Source organism: Ignavibacteriota bacterium (genome assembly GCA_016707525.1).
GTDB lineage: Bacteria > Bacteroidota > Ignavibacteria > UBA10030 > UBA6906 > JAGDMK01.
The window spans coordinates 91166-107642 of sequence record JADJHP010000007.1 but is presented as its reverse complement, the minus strand read 5'-3'; the positions used below and the strand labels follow the sequence as shown (position 1 = coordinate 107642).

Sequence of the window (16477 nt, the reverse complement as noted above, 5' to 3'; positions counted from 1 at the left end):
TCCGGTGAACTCCACCGCCGCGCGGATGCTCTCGATGGGATGCTCCGCCGGTGCACTGTATGCCCTCTTGTGTGCGGGGTCGACCGTATCGCCAACGAGCAGGCCCGGTGCTACACCGGATACCTTCCGGTGGTCTCGTCGTGGACACTGCATTTCGGCGAGGAGCCCGCGCTGGGCGGGGAGCACGGTGTTGGCAATATCTTCTTCGGCAACTGTAACCTCCGGTGCGTGTACTGCCAGAACCACGCCATCAGTCAGAACCACCGTGAGGAGCGCGTCCATGAGACCTCGTTCGAGGAGCTGGCGGCGATCATGCTTGCCCTTCAGGGGCAGGGAGCGCATGCCATAGGGCTCGTTTCCCCGAGCCATGTGGTCCCGGCCATCGTGCGCGCACTCACCATCGCCGTGGAACGAGGGCTCCGGCTTCCCCTCGTGTATAACACCAATGCGTTCGATGCACCCGAGGTCCTCCGGCTTCTGGACGGCGTCGTGGACATCTACTTGCCGGACCTGAAGTATGCGGAGAGTGATCTGGCGTTGCAGTATTCAAAGATCGACGACTATCCCCGCCACGCGCGGGCTGCCATCGCCGAGATGCACCGGCAGGTCGGCTCGGCACTGGTGACCGATGCGGCCGGTCTTGTGCGGCGCGGACTCATCATCCGTCATCTGGTCTTGCCGAACGATCTGGCCGGAAGCCGTGCATCACTCACGTGGGTCCGCGATACGCTCGGTCCCGATGTCACGATGAGTGTGATGGCGCAGTACTACCCGGTGCACCGGGCGGCCACGACGCCGCTTCTTGACCGGAAGATCCGGGAGAGCGAGTATCAGCGGGTCCTCACCATGCTCGATGAACTGGGCCTGCATAACGGGTGGGTCCAGGAGCAGGATGCGGCGGAGCATTACCGGCCGGCATTCGAGGATCGGGTGGATCCGTTCCGGAACAACGAGTTAAGAATTAAGAACTAAGAACTTTGTTGAAAGACAATGGAGGCGAGGGAGTATGAATGAGATCAGAAGCAGCAGATAGAAGCGATACGGGCGTTACCCGCCGCGTTGCGCGAAGTGGTGGCGGGACTCAGTGAGGAGCGGCTGGATACGCCGTACCGCGAGGGTGGGTGGACGGCGCGGCAGGTCGTGCATCATCTGGCGGACTCGCACATGCATGCCTACATCCGGATGCGGAAGATCGTGACGGAGGACCATCCCACCATCCAGCCGTACAACCAGGATGTCTGGGCGTCGCAGCCGGATTCGACCGGGCCCATCGAGCCTTCGCTCGTCATTCTTATGGGATTGCATGCACGGTGGGCATCGTTCCTGGAACAACTGCCGGAGAGCGCCTGGACGCGCGGTGCGCTGCACCCGGAGCGTGGAGAAGTGACCCTGGCGTCGATGCTGGCGACCTATGCCGGGCACGGCGTGAAGCACTGCGGCCACATCCGTTCTCTCCGGGAGAAGCATCAATGGTAAGAGCACTGCGCATTGCCCTCCTGGTGAGCGTGGCCCTTCTGACACTGTCGTCCGCCGGATCGCACGCACAGACGAAACGGCAGAACGATACGCGGGCGCAACTCCGGCAGATGTACACGCCGCGCGAGCGTACGCTGGAGATCTGGGGCGGGATGAGCCATCCGTTCAATCATCGGTCCTTCAAGCGGTATTGGATGCGCGGCCCGGCCGCGGGATTTTCCATGCACTTCCGCGCGTCCGAACATGTGAAGATCGGGTTCGGTGCAGAGGCCACCCTCTTCAGTTTCCGGGCTGGTAACTTTCAGGTATGGAACCCCTCGGTCCCGGTGCAGATCAAGGACATCGTTACCCTGAACGTGTTCCTCTCGATGCGGCGCTATTTTCAGCCCACGCTCAGGACCTCACCCTTCATCGGAGCGGAGGTCGGCTTCACACGGATCACCGGCGCGGAGTACAAGGACATCGTCAATGCGGTGCGCGTGACGTACTATGATGTGCCCGGTTCGTTCCGCCTGACCGCCTCCGGGACCCTTGGCATCGACCACTATCTTTCCAGGACGATCGCCATCCAGGGAGAAGCACACCTGACCTATCTCCACAATGAACCGAACCTGAGCCTGTTCGTCGGCGTTCGGGGTGGACTCAAATTCACGTTGTAATGTTCCCCGGATAGTTGCGGAAAGATGCGATGAATGCTCAGGATGTCCTCTCGATCTTCAAACGAACCGGTGCGTTGCTGGAAGGGCACTTCCAGTTGACCTCGGGATTGCACAGCAACCAGTACTTCCAGTGTGCGAAAGTGCTCCAGTATCCGGAACACTGTGCGTCGCTGTGCACCGTCCTTGCCACCGATGCCCGTGGCCGGTCGGTCCACGCCGTTGTCGCTCCCGCGCTCGGCGGTATCGTCGTCGGGCAGGAGGTCGGCCGACAGCTGGGTGTGCGCACGATGTTCACCGAACGCAAAGATGGTACGATGCAGCTCCGCCGCGGGTTTGAGATCGCCCGCGGAGAGCGGATCCTCGTCTGTGAAGACGTCGTCACGACCGGCGGGTCTGTGAACGAGGTGATCGAACTTGTGCAGCAGGCTGGCGGTGAGGTCGTGGGGGTGTCGTGCATCGTGGACCGCAGCGGTGGAGCCGTCACCTTTCCCGGGTATGCCGGGAAGCATGCTGCCGTGCTCACCATGACGGCGGTGACGTACAAGCCGGAAAGCTGTCCGCTGTGCGCGGCGGGATCCGCCGCGGTCAAACCCGGCAGCCGGGGGAACAAGTGACCGCCGCATGGAACTGACCCGTCTCAGCCGCGAGGTCCTGTACAAGGGTCGCATCATCGATCTGTTCGTGGATCAGGTGCAGTATCCCTCGGGGAACCGTTCCGTGCGTGAAGTCGCACATCACCCGGGCGGTGCGGCGGTGGTTCCCGTGATGGATGACGGCCGTATCATCCTGGTCGATCAGTTGCGGTATCCACTCGAGCGCCACATCCTCGAACTCCCCGCGGGCAAACTCTCCCCGGGCGAGGACCCGGCCCTGTGCGCGCTGCGCGAACTCGAGGAGGAAACGGGATGGCTCGCGGACGCGCCGGTCCACCTGTGCTCGTTCTACACCACGCCCGGTTTCTGCGATGAAGAATTGCATGTGTATCTTGCGCGCGGGCTGCGGCCGGCACCGGACGGCCACAAGCGTGAAGAAGGAGAGTTCACGATGAACGTCCACATGCTTCCATATGCCGGGGCACTGGCGATGGTGCAGGATGGGCGGATCAAGGACGCCAAGACCATCATCGGGTTGCTCCTGGCCGCACCGCATCTCCGTTGAACGGGGCCACGCCATGACGTTCCGGAACATCATATTCGATTTTGACGGGACCCTGACCGATTCACGGCGCGATATTGCCGGTGCGCAGGTGTGGTCGCTGCAGCAACTCGGCGTGCATACGTTGCGTGAGGAGGACCTCTATCCTCTGATCGGCAAGTCCCTGCACGAGACCTTTGCGCGCGTCCTCCCGCCCCCGGAGCATCACCGCATCCCGGAGGCGATCGCGCATTACGCCGAGTACTATCCGCCCCGCGCGCTGAAGACAACGACGTTGTTCCCGGGGGTCAGGGAGACTCTTGATGAGCTCCGGAAACACGGACACCGGCTTGCGGTCGCATCCACGAAGAAGGGACAGGGGATCCTGCGGGCGACCGAGCACTTCGGCATCACCGGGATGTTCGACCTGTTGCAGGGGAGCGAGAATATCCCGTTCAAACCCGCACCCGATGTCATCCTTGCGGTCCTGCGCGCCCTTGCCTGGTCGCCGGCGGAGACCCTGATGGTTGGCGACACCGATGCGGACATCCTTGCGGGCCGCGCCGCGGGCGTCGCGACCTGCGCGGTCACCTACGGATCGCTCTCGCGCGAAGCGTTGACCGCGTTCCGTCCCGACCACATGCTCGACACCATCACCGGGGTGCTGCAGATCGCGCAGACCGGCGAACCGCGCATGGCGTATGACACACCACACGAACGACAGGCATCATGAATCCCGTAGAACTCATCCGAAAGAAACGGAACGGCGGCGAGCTGACACCCGAAGAACTCCGGTGGATCATCACCGCGTACGTGCAGGACAGGTTGCCGGACTACCAGATGTCGGCTCTGCTCATGGCGGTCTTCTTCCGCGGCATGACCGACACCGAGACCGCCACCTTCACCGACCTGATGCTGCATTCGGGCGAGGTGATCGATCTCTCGTCCATTCCCGGCATCAAGGTGGACAAGCACTCCACCGGCGGCGTGGGCGACAAGGTGTCGCTCATCCTCGCGCCGATGGTGGCCGCCTGCGGCGTGCCGGTCCCCATGATCTCCGGACGCGGGCTCGGCCACACGGGCGGCACGCTGGACAAACTGGAATCCATACCGGGGTTCCGCACGAACCTCAGCGTGGAAGAGTACAAGAAGGTGATCGCTGAGGTCGGGATGGTGCTCATCGGGCAGACGAAGGATGTTGCGCCGGCGGACCGCCGGATGTATGCGCTGCGTGATGTGACGGGGACCGTGGAATCCATACCGCTGATCTCCGGCAGCATCATGAGCAAGAAGCTCGCCGAAGGGATCGATGCACTGGTGCTGGACGTGAAGACCGGCGATGGTGCGTTCATGCAGAACGATGCCGACGCCGAGGCCCTGGCCTCGACATTGGTGCGGATCGGGACGATGGCGGGGAAGACCACGGTGGCGTTCCTCACCAGCATGGACCAGCCCCTCGGCATGGCCATCGGCAATTGGGTCGAGGTCGTGGAGTCCGTGGAATGTCTCCGCGGGAAGAATGTGCCGGACCTCATGGAGGTGACGCTCGTCCTGGGCGGCGCCATGGTGATGCTGGGCGGCAAAGCGAAGAGCATCGAAGAAGGGATGGCGCTCTGTCAGTCCGCGATCTGGTCCGGCCGCGCGTATGAGAAGTTCCTGGAGGGTGTCCGCAGGCAGGGTGGCGCAACGGATGTGCTCGAGCAGCCCGACCGTTATCCGGCACCGCGCTACACGGAGGATATCCTGAGCCCGGCGGACGGGGTGGTGACACGGTTCGAGACACGGCGCATCGGGGTCCTTGCCGCCGAGCTCGGCGCCGGGCGGCTCCGGTCCGATGATATCATCGAACCGAAGGCCGGCGTCATCCTGTTGAAGAAACTCGGAGATCCTGTCCGCCGGGGCGAGCCCATCGCCCGGGTGATGGGAGACCGCGAAGCATCGTTCCATCGTGTGGCCGGTGATCTTGCCCGTTGCATGCATTGCGGGCCGCCGGAGGGCACACTTCGCCCGACCATCGGTGCTGTCGTAGATGCCAACGGCAAACGCCCGTGGACCACGCCCATCGTCCACTGATCAAAGAAAGGGCCCATCCATGAAGCAGGTGCGGGATCTGGTGAAGGGACACAAGGTCGTTACCGTCGGCAAGGCGGCAACGGTGCAGATGGCGGCGGAGATCATGGCACGCGAGAACGTCGGGGCGCTGGCGGTCGTGGAGGAGGGGCTGCTTGTCGGGATCTTCTCGGAGAGGGATGTGATCAGCAGGGTGGTGTGCAAGCAACACGATCCGATGAAGACCAGCGTCGGGTCGGTGATGACCAGGAATATCGTGATCGCCCTCGCGGACGATACCGTGGAGTCGTCGCTGAGCAAGATGAAAGCGGCGAAGTGCCGGCATCTGCCGGTGGTGGACGGCGACATCCTGCTCGGGATGCTGTCGCTGCGCGACCTGCTGCAGATGGTCGTGCTGGAGACGGAAGGGAAGATCGAATTCCTGCAGAACTACATGTTCCATCTCCCGCCCGCCGAAACGGGCGGTTGATGGACGACGGTCACTTCGATGTGATGATCTTGAGCATGGCCTCATGGATGGGGCCATTGCTCGCGAGGACGCTCTTCTTATAGATGTTCAGCGGTGCTCCCTGCATATCGGTGATGCGCCCTCCCGCCTCCTGCACCAGGAGCGCGCCTGCCGCCATGTCCCACGGGCTCAGGCTCACTTCCCAGAAAGCATCGAACCGTCCGGCGGCCACATAGCACAGATCGATCGCCGCGGAGCCGAGCCGGCGCACGCCGCGCGCCTCCATCAGGAAGTGCACGAAATGTTCGACGGCATTGTCCGGATTCTCCGTCACGTTGTACGGGAATCCGGTGACCAGCAGGCTTTCCGACAGCACGGACGACGATGACACCTTCAGCCGTTTGCCGTTCAGGAATGCGCCCGCCCCTTTCTCCGCCGTGAACATCTCATCCTGATTCGGGTCGTACACGACGCCGGCCACGAGTTCGCCGCGCCGCTCGATCCCGATGCTCACCGAAAAGATCGGCACGCCGTGCAGGTAGTTCGTCGTTCCGTCCAGCGGGTCGATGATCCAGCGGTATTCCGCAGGGGCGAGACTCCCACCGCTCTCTTCCGCGAGGATGGCGTGTGAGGGATAATTGCGGCGGATGATGCTGATGATGCGCTCTTCGGCGCCCTTGTCCATCTCGGAGACAAGATTCCGTTCGTCGCCCGCCTTCACTTCGATGGTGCGTACCTTGCCGATCCCGAGTTTCAGGAAGCGTCCGGCTTCGCGGGCCGCCTCAATGGCTACGTTGAGCATGGGTGTTCTTTCTCGTGTTCATAGTGCGGTGAGTATGCCAAGCCGTTCGGCGGTCACACGGTGGATGCGGAACCGGATGGTCGCTTCGTTCCCGTCGTACGTCGTCTCCAGCACCTGGGCGACCTCGTGTAGTTGCGCGATCCGCCGCGATGCATTGGTCGGGAGTGTGATCGTTCGTTCGAGGATCTCCGAATCCAGAATGGCGAGGATCTTGTCCTGCAGCACGGACATCTGAATGCCCCGGGTCGCCGAGACGAAGACCGCTTCCGGAAAATTCGCCGTGAGGAGCGGGATCTTCGACCGTTCCTCCAGCGCATCGATCTTGTTGAAGACGACGATCATGCGTTTGTCTCCGGCCCCGATGTCCTGCAGCGTCTCCTGGACCACCGCCATCTGCTCTTCGAACAACGGGTGGCTGATGTCCACGATGTGCAGAAGGATGTCGGCCTCGCGGACCTCATCCAGGGTGCTCTTGAACGACGCCACCAGATGGTGGGGGAGTTTCCGGATGAACCCGACGGTGTCCGACAGCAGAATGGTATGGAGCGGGGAGAGGCGGACGCTGCGGACGGTGGAGTCCAGCGTTGCGAACAGCCGGTTCTCCGCGAGGACCCCGGCATCGGAGAACCAGTTCAGCAGGGTCGACTTGCCGGCGTTGGTGTAGCCCGACGAGCGCAACGCGCGGGAACTGGTCACGCCCCTTCCGCTGGGTCTCCCGTTCGCGGTCGATGTCGCTGAGCTTCGTCCGGAGATGACTGATCCGTGTGCGGATGGCGCGGCGGTCCGTCTCGATCTGCGTTTCGCCCGGCCCCTTCGTGCCGATGCCTCCGTACTGCTTCGAAAGGTGGGTCCACTGGCGTGTGAGCCGCGGCAGCATGTACTGGAGCTGCGCGAGTTCCACCTGGGTCTTGGCCTCCCGCGTGCGTGCACGTGAGGCGAAGATGCTCAGGATGAGTCCGCTCCGGTCCATGATCTTGCATGTGATCACCTTGCCCAGATTGCGGACCTGCACCGCGGACAGGTCGTCGTCGAAGACCACGAGGTCGATGTGCAGGTCCTCGACGAACTTGCCGATCTCCTCCGCCTTTCCTTTGCCGACAAAGAATGCGGCATCGGGATGGGGGCGCTCCTGCACGACCTTCTGCAGCACGTCCGCGCCTGCCGAATCCGCGAGCAACCCGAGCTCTTCGAGATACTCAGCCGTACGCAGCCTGTCCGCCGAGCGGAAGTTCAATGCGACAAGGAGAGCGCGTTCGCGTTCTGTGGTCTGTTTCAGTTCAGGCATCCTGGGGTCCTTCTCCCGCTGCGGCCCGTGTGGTCCGCGCGATCACCATTTCCAATGCAGCGCAGGCCAGCGCGATCACGAGGAAGGCCTGCCACAATTCGACCCCGTAGCGTGCTTCGCCCACGGTCCGTTCCCATGCATCGGTACTCTGCACTTCTGTGATATACTCTTCGTGGATCCCGCATGCCATTGCACATGCGGCGATCATCCCGTCCGTTGCGGGGGCGAGGTTGGATTCTTCCGGGCGGGGATTGACGGCGACCGCCTGCAATGTGACGGATGACGTTCCCGTACGCGCGGTCTGTGCATCGCGCAATGTGTACAGCCCCGGCACTTCAGCGGGGGACGTGGTGAAGAACAACGCGCCTGCACGAACCTGCGGGAGGACCCGTTCTTCGGTGCCATCGGGTGCGACGACGGAGAACTCGCGGCGGGTCTCACCCGACGCCCGTGGGAGCGACAGGGTCAACCGGTCGCCGATGCGGGATCCCGTATCGGCGGATGCCGCGGTCGAGAGGTACACCATCGAACGATGAAGGAGCGGCGGGAAGATACCGCGCACGGGAAGGTCCGACCAGGCCGTTCCGGCATCGACGGCGCAGAGTATGATCCGTCCGTTGCCGGCCCGGTATTCAACGAGGAACGGGCGCCCATCGGTCATGCTGATGAGAGTGGTGCCGGTGGTTCCTGTTGCCAGTGTGGCCGCAGCAGAGATGCGCGGCGACTCGACCGGCGGCGATGTCGTGTTCACTGTCGTCTGTTCGAACATCCCGGCGAACACCGGGTGGGAAAGGTCGATCGTGCCGAACCGCAGGAAGCCCGTTGTTCCGGCATTCTCCGGGCGCGGCACGGGCATGGTGATGGCCGGGATCCCCAGGGGCTGGAGGAGTGCCCGCGAGAGAAGGGTTGCATCGGTGCCGGGACCGGGGAAGAGCATCAGTCCCATGCCATGACGGACCGCGGCAGCGATGCGTTCGGCGGCACCCTGCGGTAGAGGGCTTCCGGCACTCAGGAGGAGCACGTCGGTCGCTTCGATATCCGCGGTCATCAGCCGGTCGTGAGCAACCTGACGGATGCGGAAAAGCCCGGCCACGGAAGAGTCGCCCGCGAGCGAGAGCGCAAGCGCAGCATATCGGGTGGACGCTGGTGGATCGCCGGCGACAAGGACGGCGATGGTCTCCGGGATCGCGAGGGCGAAATACCACCGGTTGTCGATCTCCAGGAGGTCGTCTTCGATACGCACCGAGCAACCGAGGATGCCCCGGTGTTTCGGAACTCCGGTGAGTTCTACGGGAATGCGTCCCTGCGCCGGGATGGTGGCCGATTGTTGTGCGACGCGCGTGCCTTCGATGTAGAGGCTTGCGACGGCATCAGGCAGCGGGGTGTCGCTGAAGTTCTGCACGAGTGCGCGAATGGTGACAGGCCTGTTCTGCGACAGGATCCTGCTTTCCACGGTGGCGGCGATCACCCCGCTGTTCTCCCTGCGGTCCGGTGGGAATGGGGCGATGAAGAGCCGCACGTTCCCGGCGTCCTCTGGCGCTTCCTCCCGGTGGCCCGGATCGGGGACGAATGTGGTCCCCTGGAGGTCGGAGAGAAGGTAGAACTCTTTGTTCACCGCCGCGGAAGAGCGGGTCTGATGGATCGCCTGGCGGATCGCGGGCGCGACGATGGAGAACCGGTTGGAGAGTTGCATCGCATCCACGATGCGCAGCGCTTCCTGCGGAGACACGGTGGTGGATCCTCCGTCTCCGGACAGGGCCGTCGAGAGCGGCATCACATGGAACTCATCGCCCGGGCGTGCGAGAGCGATGATGCGGCGGGCCGCAGCCTTTGCCTGATCGAAGATGATGCCGCCGGCATTGCGGAGGGCCATGGAGGGCGAGTCATCGATCAGCAGTACGATCGCTGAACGGGCAGAGGTGCCCCCGAGGGACGCAAGGGAGCCCTGCAGTGCCGGGCGCGAGAATGCGAGCACCAGGCACAGGATCAGGAGCGTCCGCAGCAGGAGAAGGATCCACTGCCGCAACCGGATCCTCCGCATGCGCGTCCGCTGAAGCTCCCGGAGAAAGCGCAGGGAGCTGAACTCCACGGTCTTGAGCTTACGGAGATTGAGGAGGTGCAGGAGGATCGGGATGGCGGCGGCCGCGAGCCCGAACAGCATGATTGGATTGAGGAACGTCATCGTCTTGTAGTGCAAAAAAGTGGAGAAATTCCCACACAAATGCAACTTGACTTTCCGGCGCATTAGAAATATATTATTAGACATGCGCCTTTCTCCATTGCGCCCGCGATCCACCGTTGATCGAATCTGAGTTCATGCGCCGTCCGTTCAGTGTTGTCGTGCTCCTCTCCGTGGTCCTCCTGCCGGAAATCGTCCGTCTCTCCAGCGGCGAAGCGTCTCTTTACGCGCAGGAACTCGCAAAAAAAACCGAGGATACGGACCGGAATGCGACATCTGCGGGTGCGATCGGCCTGACCATCACGAATTTCGGCACGATCGGCTCCCGCAACTCCTACTGGCCCAGCCAGCCATCCTGTGAATATCCCCGCGGATCCCGGGTCGAACACATGTATCAGGGTGCCCTGTGGGTGGGTGCGCTCTCGCGGAAGACCGGCCAGATCCACGTCAGCACGGGTTCCAGCGACCGGGTGTCCACGACGACCGGCAAGGGGATGGAGTTCATGTCGTTGAGCGGCACGGACCTCACCCAGCGCTCCACACTTTCTGAATCCCCGTACTTCAGCCCTGATGCGATCTCCCACCAGGACTTCATTGCCCTGTACACCGACGGTGTCGTACGCGACAGCTCGGCACCCGATCAATCGGCTCCTCTCGGGCTGACGGTCCGCCAGGAAAGTTATGCGTGGAATTTCCCCTTCGCGGATTTCTTCGTCATCCTGAACTACACTCTCTATAATACGGGTACCGATACACTCGATTCGGTGTACGTGGGCCTCTGGACGAACAATGTGGTGCGCAACACCAACAACGTCCGCCCCGGGACCCCGGGATATTTCACCCACGGCGGGAACGGGTACCTGGATACGGCCCGGATCGGCTACACGTTCGACTACGACGGCATCCCCACGCCTCCGGCGGCGGATTCGTACATCGGCATCAAACTGCTCGGCACGACCCCCTTCCCGCGGGGAGTGGATTCGCTCGGCGATCTCCGGCGGCGCACGTATTACAATGCATGGCGTTTCAGCAGTGCGAGCGGCGATGCGGATTATTTCTCGCCGCAGGACGATGCGGAGAATATCCTCGGTGCGCGCAGCAGGTTCGAGCGTCTGTCCGGTTCGTTACCCCAGGCCAAGATCGACCCGCTTCGCATCCAACCCGACAACATGACCACGATGCTTTCGGCGGGGCCGTTCGTCACGCTCCGCCCGGGCGATTCCCTGCGCGTGGTCTTCGGTGTGGTTTGTGCCCGCAAGGTCGGTACTGCGGCAGCCCGTCTGGACACCCGGGATCAGCGGAAAGGGCTCGCATCCAATGCGGCGCTCTGCCAGCAGGCATATGACGGCGAGGACCTGAACGGGAACAACATCCTCGATGCGGGTGAGGATCTGAACGGCAACGGCGTGCTCGACCATTACCGTTTGCCGCAGCCGCCGAAGCCGCCCATGGTGCGGGCGGAGATCGAGAATCAGAATGTTGCGGTGTACTGGGACAAGTACAGCGCGGAGTCGTCGATCGACCCCATCTCACGAAAGCAGGATTTTGAAGGGTACCGGATCTACCGTTCGAATGCCGGCGCGGATTTCACGGATCAGGCGAACCTGCTCCTGAGCATCCCGCTTGTCGGCGAGTTCGACCGGAATGACGACAGCATCGGCTACAATACCGGCTTCGGTCGCATCCTGCTGCCGCAGGCGAAGACGTTCGCGGGTGACACGACGCATTACTGGTACCGCTTTCCGCCTCCGGGCGTGACTGTGAGCCATCTGAACGGCTGGCAATATGTCTACGGCGTGTCGTCGTTCGATCAGGGTGATGCCGCTGCCGGGGTGACACCGCTGGAGAGCAAGATGGTGACCGTGCGCGCGGTTCCCGGCGCTCCGGTGAACGACGGCACACGCACGGTGAGCGTGTATCCGAACCCGTACTATGCCCGTGGGATGTGGGATGGCACGAATGAGCGGACACGCAAGATCTATTTCATGAACCTTCCGCAGCGCTGCACGATCCGCGTGTACACGCTTGCCGGTGATATCGTCGCCGAGATCCCGCACGATGCCGCAACGTATTCCGGACGCGATATCCAGTGGTTCCGTACCTACGGCGGGAGCGACGTCCCGGTGCAGTTCTCGGGTGGCGAGCACGCGTGGGACCTCATCACGAAATTCGACCAGGCCATCGCAACGGGCCTGTACCTGTTCAGCGTGAAGGATAGTGAGACCGGTGATGTGCAGACCGGCAAGTTCCTTGTGATCAAGTAGGTGCCGGTCCCGCGGAGCGGGAACGGCAGGTTGTCCTGGTTCTCTATCAAATACACTCAAAGAGAGGTTGACATGAAGCGTATTCTCCTCGTTGCGTTCGTCGTCGCCGCTGCGGCTTCGGCCGCGCTGGCACAGATGCCGGAAGTTTCGATCCATGAGCTTCAGCAGGTGCCTGCCGAATCTCTGGCCGTCGCGGACGGCATCGCTGGCTTTTCCGCGAACTCCACACAAACACGGTGGACACTGCAGACCTCTCCGTATCTGGGTGACACGGTGCGGGTGACCGCGCAGGTCGTTGTTCCTCCCGGCATAGTCACCTATACGGCCGGCATCTGGACGATGGTGCTGTATGATACCGCAACGAACGTCGGTCAGTGGGGCGGCATGCTGCTTCGTGCCAATCTGGCGGATACCAGCCAGTTGAAGAGCGATGGTTTCCTCAACGTGGAAGCCGGAGACATCATCAATTTCGTCGGCATCGTCAGCGAGTTCCCGACCTCGCGCGGGACCAGCGCGACGCAGATCGCGCCCCTCGCCGGGAACGCGATCACGATCCTCGATGCGAAGCCGCTGCCGAAGCCGCTCGTGAAGAACATCGGCGACTTCTATACGGGATTGTTCTCCACCGGTACGGTGAAGTTCGCCACCGGCGAACCGTATGAAGGCATGTACGTGGAGTTCCACAACGTGACCGTCAACAACAAGGTGAGCACGAGCCGCGGTACGTTCAGTTTCGTCGACGGCTCCGGCAATGAAATGTCGGATTATGACTGGTCGCACTATTTCACCCTCGGCCATGGCAGCAGTTCGCTGCCCCTGTATCCCGCCGATACGGCGTGGGCACGCATCTATGCGGCGATGGGCAACGGTACGCGGATCGACACCATCCGTGGCTACATCACCACCGCGTCGGGCAGTGAAGGCCCGCGCGGGTATCGCATCTGCCCGATGTATCCGGGTGATATCGTGTTCGCACAAGCACCGACGCCTCCGCTTGTCTCCTCGCACCGGCGGAACCCGGTGGTCGTCACGCCGGATTCCAGCGCAAGGATCAGTGTGCGCGTGAGCCAGCAGACCAACGGATCGGTCCCGAAGACGGTGCAGCTCTACTACAGCACCAACTACGGGGCGTTCACCGCGTTGACGATGAACTATCAGGCGTCCGATACCACCTACGTCGCGTCGATCCCGCAGCAGACCACCAACACGGTGGTGCGGTATTTCGTTGCCGTGGCTGATTCGTTCGGCCAGACAGTTCGTCTCGCGAACTCCTCGGCATCCGGCGGTATCGCCTCGGATACGTCGAAGGGCTTCTTCTTCTATACGTCGCTTGTCCGCGCGCTGGCGATCCAGGATGTGCAGTATACGCCGTACGTGAATGGCCGTACGCCGTACCTCGGCGCCGTCCTCTCCCTTTCCGGTATCATCACCGGCGATACGACGAAGATCGGCCTGTCGCCGTACACCAATGGCAGCACCAACGCCTGGTACATGCAAAGCACGAATGCTCCGTGGAGCGGCATCTGGCTGACCACGTCCGACACCACCGCACAGAAGGCAATGGCTGCGCTGCGCAATGGCGACAGCGTGACGGTCACCGGCACCGTGCAGGAACAGTTCGATGTGACCCGTCTGGGAAACATCACCAGTGTCGTGAAGGCAACGGGCAGCAATCCGGAGCCGGCCGCGGTCGTGAAGACCACCGGCACGTTCAGCGTCGGCAACGGCACCCCCTCTGCCGAGCAGTATGAAGGCATGCTGGTGAAGTTCAACAATGTCACCGTCACCGACGTCAACCCGACATTCTCCGATCCGACCGAGTACACCGTGAACGACGGCTCGGGCGCGGTGGTCGTGCAGCGGAGCGGCAAGTACTCGTACTCGAACGTCCCCGCCGACAGTGCGCTCGGGAAGATCGTCCTCAAGGTCGGGAACAAGATCGGTTCGCTGACCGGCATCGTCTATTACAGCTTCAACCAGTATAAGTTCGTGCCGCGCACGGACGCGGACTTCGTGGGCGTGACGCTGACGGGCGTGGACGGGCAGGTGGAAACGCAGATCCCCGCAACGTACGTTCTGGATCAGAACTATCCGAATCCGTTCAACCCGTCCACGACGATCCGGTTCGCACTCCCGAACGCCGGCCAGACCACCCTGAAGGTGTACAACCTGCTCGGCCAGGACATGGCGACGCTGGTGAACGGCGTGCTGCCGGCAGGCGTGCATACGGCGAACTTCAATGCCTCCTCGCTGTCGAGCGGTGTGTACTTCTTCCGCATCGAGAGCGGTTCGTTCCGTGCGGTGAAAAAGATGATGTTGGTGAAGTAAGTGACGCACCGTCTCCATAGAGCATCTGTCATCCTCCTGGCCCTTGCGCTGGCCCTGCCTTCGTGCAAGGAACAGCTGGCGGATGATCCGGTGCCCGGGCAACAGCCGCGGACGTACATGTGGCTGTTCCCGGAGGGGGACGTCAGTACGGGTGTGAGCAGGACGCACCTCCGGTGGTGGGGCGAATCGCCCGACGGGTTGGTGCGCGGGTATCTGTTCTCGTTCAAGGTCGTGACGGGATCGGTGACCTCATTGCCGAAGCCCGATACGCTCCGGTATACGTGGGTGACAAAGAACGATTCCACGCTGTTGTTCCCGCTCGATACGCTCTTCCGCCGGTTTGCGGTGGTGGTGCGTGCCGTGGATGATGGGTTCGGCGGGCTCCCGGAACATGCCATTGTCCGTATGGATCCGGCACCGTACTGGGACAAGAACGACAACGGTGTCTTCGACAGCGCGGATGAATCCCTGCCGTCGCTGTCGGCGGCCACGGACCCTGTCGGGGCGGTGCAAACCTTCCCGATCAGGAACACGCCTCCATCGATCGGCTTGTTACCGAATCCGGCGGACCCGAACACGGCACAGCGGTTGCCGGACACCACGTTCACGGTAGTGTCGATCGGGTTCAAGGGGTCGGACCCGGATGGTGACAATACGCTGTCGTCCTACCGGATAGCGCTCAACGACACCGGCGCCACCACAGGTCAGTGGCTGACGGTGGGGCTGCGCGACACCATTCTGACGCTGGTGGTACCCCGGAGCAGAAGTGATGCTGCGGGGTCCACGGTCACGGCTGATGTGTACAGCGGGAGTTTCCTCGGGCGCCGCCTTGTGGGGCAGCTCGCGAATCTCCGGTTGGATGATCAGAACGTGATGTACATTGAAGCGCGCGATGTGGCGGGCGAGTACAGCCCCGTCCTGAAGATGCCGTCAGGGACCGACCGCTGGTATGTGCGGAAGCCCCGCGCGAAGATTTTGCTTGTCAACGACTACACGAATTTCGATGCCGCGACGGCACGCACCACGTATCTGTCGTCGCTTGCCGCTGTGCCGGGCGGACAGTTCACCCAGGTGGATATACTGGACATCGGCCTCGGGTTGACGGCCACGGACAAGGAATCGGGGAAGTATGGCCGCCTGGTGCCGCACTTCGTCGACCCGGCGCTCATCCAGACATTCATGTTGTACGACAACATTCTCTGGTACACCGATCAGTTGCCGAGTCTGGGCGTCGCACAGTTGTCCGTCTTTCCGTATCTGCAGAACGGCGGACGGGTGATCTTCTCGACGATGTTCCTGAACACCACGGACCCGCGCGGAGCGCTCAAGGACTTTGCGCCGATCGACAGCGTGAGCAGTGTCGATCTCTCGCCGACGCGTCCGGCACCGCCGCCGGCGGTGGCGGGTGATTCGCGCATCCCGGCCAACTATGTGATGCATGCCGACAGCTCGGATCCGTCATTGATCTTCCCGCGGCTTGCGTTCAATGCGTCGCCGTCGATCCATTCGGTGTTCATGCGGCCCATCTACCGGCGTTCGGATGCACGGTATCTCTACCGGCTGCAGGCGGATACGCGGTCGCCGCAGCGCTATCTCGGTGCACCCAATATCGCGGTCATCGACGGACAGAACACGATCATTTTTGTGGGCGTGCCGTTGCACGTGCTCAATAATACATCGCTCGGGAATCCTCTGGGCCTCAGTGCATTCCTGGCGAAGGCGCTGACGCAGTTCAGTCCGGGTCAGAGGGTGAATCGTTTCATATTCTAGGAAGGGCGCAGCATGCTGCGCCCCTACAATCAGTATCGCGAATGACCGGGTGGACGTTGCGT

General features: G+C 62.5%; 13 protein-coding genes and 1 pseudogene. 11 read left to right on the top strand and 3 right to left on the bottom strand.

The window, feature by feature from the left end; all coding sequences use genetic code 11:
• Positions 1-39 precede the first annotated feature (39 nt).
• Genes IPI01_12445 through IPI01_12410 form a run of 8 tightly spaced genes read left to right on the top strand, consistent with a single transcriptional unit; the run spans position 40 to position 5808 of the window.
• Positions 40-972: a radical SAM protein gene (locus IPI01_12445; GenBank protein ID MBK7258585.1), complete on the top strand. Its 933-nt coding sequence runs from the start codon at positions 40-42 to the stop codon at positions 970-972.
• A gap of 57 nt (positions 973-1029) precedes the next feature.
• Positions 1030-1476 (top strand): putative metal-dependent hydrolase, encoded by a 447-nt coding sequence (locus IPI01_12440; GenBank protein ID MBK7258584.1) that lies wholly within the window; start codon positions 1030-1032, stop codon positions 1474-1476.
• The gene (locus IPI01_12435) at positions 1470-2135 is read left to right on the top strand and encodes a hypothetical protein (GenBank protein ID MBK7258583.1); all 666 of its coding nucleotides are present in this window, start codon (positions 1470-1472) and stop codon (positions 2133-2135) included. Before IPI01_12440 ends, IPI01_12435 begins: the two co-directional genes overlap by 7 nt.
• A gap of 29 nt (positions 2136-2164) precedes the next feature.
• A complete protein-coding gene (locus IPI01_12430; GenBank protein MBK7258582.1) occupies positions 2165-2749 on the top strand; it encodes an orotate phosphoribosyltransferase in 585 nt (194 codons plus the stop codon).
• 7 nt (positions 2750-2756) lie between these two features.
• Positions 2757-3293, top strand: a complete 537-nt coding sequence (locus IPI01_12425; protein ID MBK7258581.1) for an NUDIX hydrolase — start codon at positions 2757-2759, stop codon at positions 3291-3293.
• A gap of 13 nt (positions 3294-3306) precedes the next feature.
• On the top strand, positions 3307-4002 hold the full coding sequence (locus IPI01_12420; GenBank protein ID MBK7258580.1) for an HAD-IA family hydrolase: 696 nt from the start codon (positions 3307-3309) through the stop codon (positions 4000-4002).
• Entirely contained in the window at positions 3999-5342 is a 1344-nt protein-coding gene (locus IPI01_12415) for a thymidine phosphorylase (protein ID MBK7258579.1), read from the top strand. The genes IPI01_12420 and IPI01_12415 overlap by 4 nt, the downstream gene beginning before the upstream one ends.
• Positions 5343-5361: 19 nt before the next feature.
• Entirely contained in the window at positions 5362-5808 is a 447-nt protein-coding gene (locus IPI01_12410) for a CBS domain-containing protein (GenBank protein MBK7258578.1), read from the top strand.
• Between the two features lie 10 nt (positions 5809-5818).
• On the opposite strand, the gene IPI01_12405 is transcribed toward IPI01_12410, so the two are convergent.
• From IPI01_12405 to IPI01_12395, 3 genes and pseudogenes are all read right to left on the bottom strand, one after another.
• Positions 5819-6589 (bottom strand): inositol monophosphatase, encoded by a 771-nt coding sequence (locus IPI01_12405; GenBank protein ID MBK7258577.1) that lies wholly within the window; start codon positions 6587-6589, stop codon positions 5819-5821.
• Positions 6590-6607: 18 nt separating this feature from the next.
• Positions 6608-7874, bottom strand: a pseudogene (gene hflX / locus IPI01_12400) (GTPase HflX).
• The gene (locus IPI01_12395; protein MBK7258576.1) at positions 7867-10035 is read right to left on the bottom strand and encodes a BatA domain-containing protein; all 2169 of its coding nucleotides are present in this window, start codon (positions 10033-10035) and stop codon (positions 7867-7869) included. The pseudogene hflX and the gene IPI01_12395 overlap by 8 nt, the downstream one beginning before the upstream one ends.
• A gap of 155 nt (positions 10036-10190) precedes the next feature.
• On the opposite strand from IPI01_12395, the gene IPI01_12390 reads away from it, so the two are divergent.
• From IPI01_12390 to IPI01_12380, 3 genes are all read left to right on the top strand, one after another.
• Positions 10191-12317, top strand: a complete 2127-nt coding sequence (locus IPI01_12390; GenBank protein ID MBK7258575.1) for a hypothetical protein — start codon at positions 10191-10193, stop codon at positions 12315-12317.
• Between the two features lie 72 nt (positions 12318-12389).
• On the top strand, positions 12390-14645 hold the full coding sequence (locus tag IPI01_12385; GenBank protein ID MBK7258574.1) for a T9SS type A sorting domain-containing protein: 2256 nt from the start codon (positions 12390-12392) through the stop codon (positions 14643-14645).
• Positions 14646-16415, top strand: coding sequence for a hypothetical protein (locus IPI01_12380; GenBank protein ID MBK7258573.1), 1770 nt, complete (start codon positions 14646-14648; stop codon positions 16413-16415). It abuts the gene before it with no gap.
• Positions 16416-16477 lie beyond the last annotated feature (62 nt).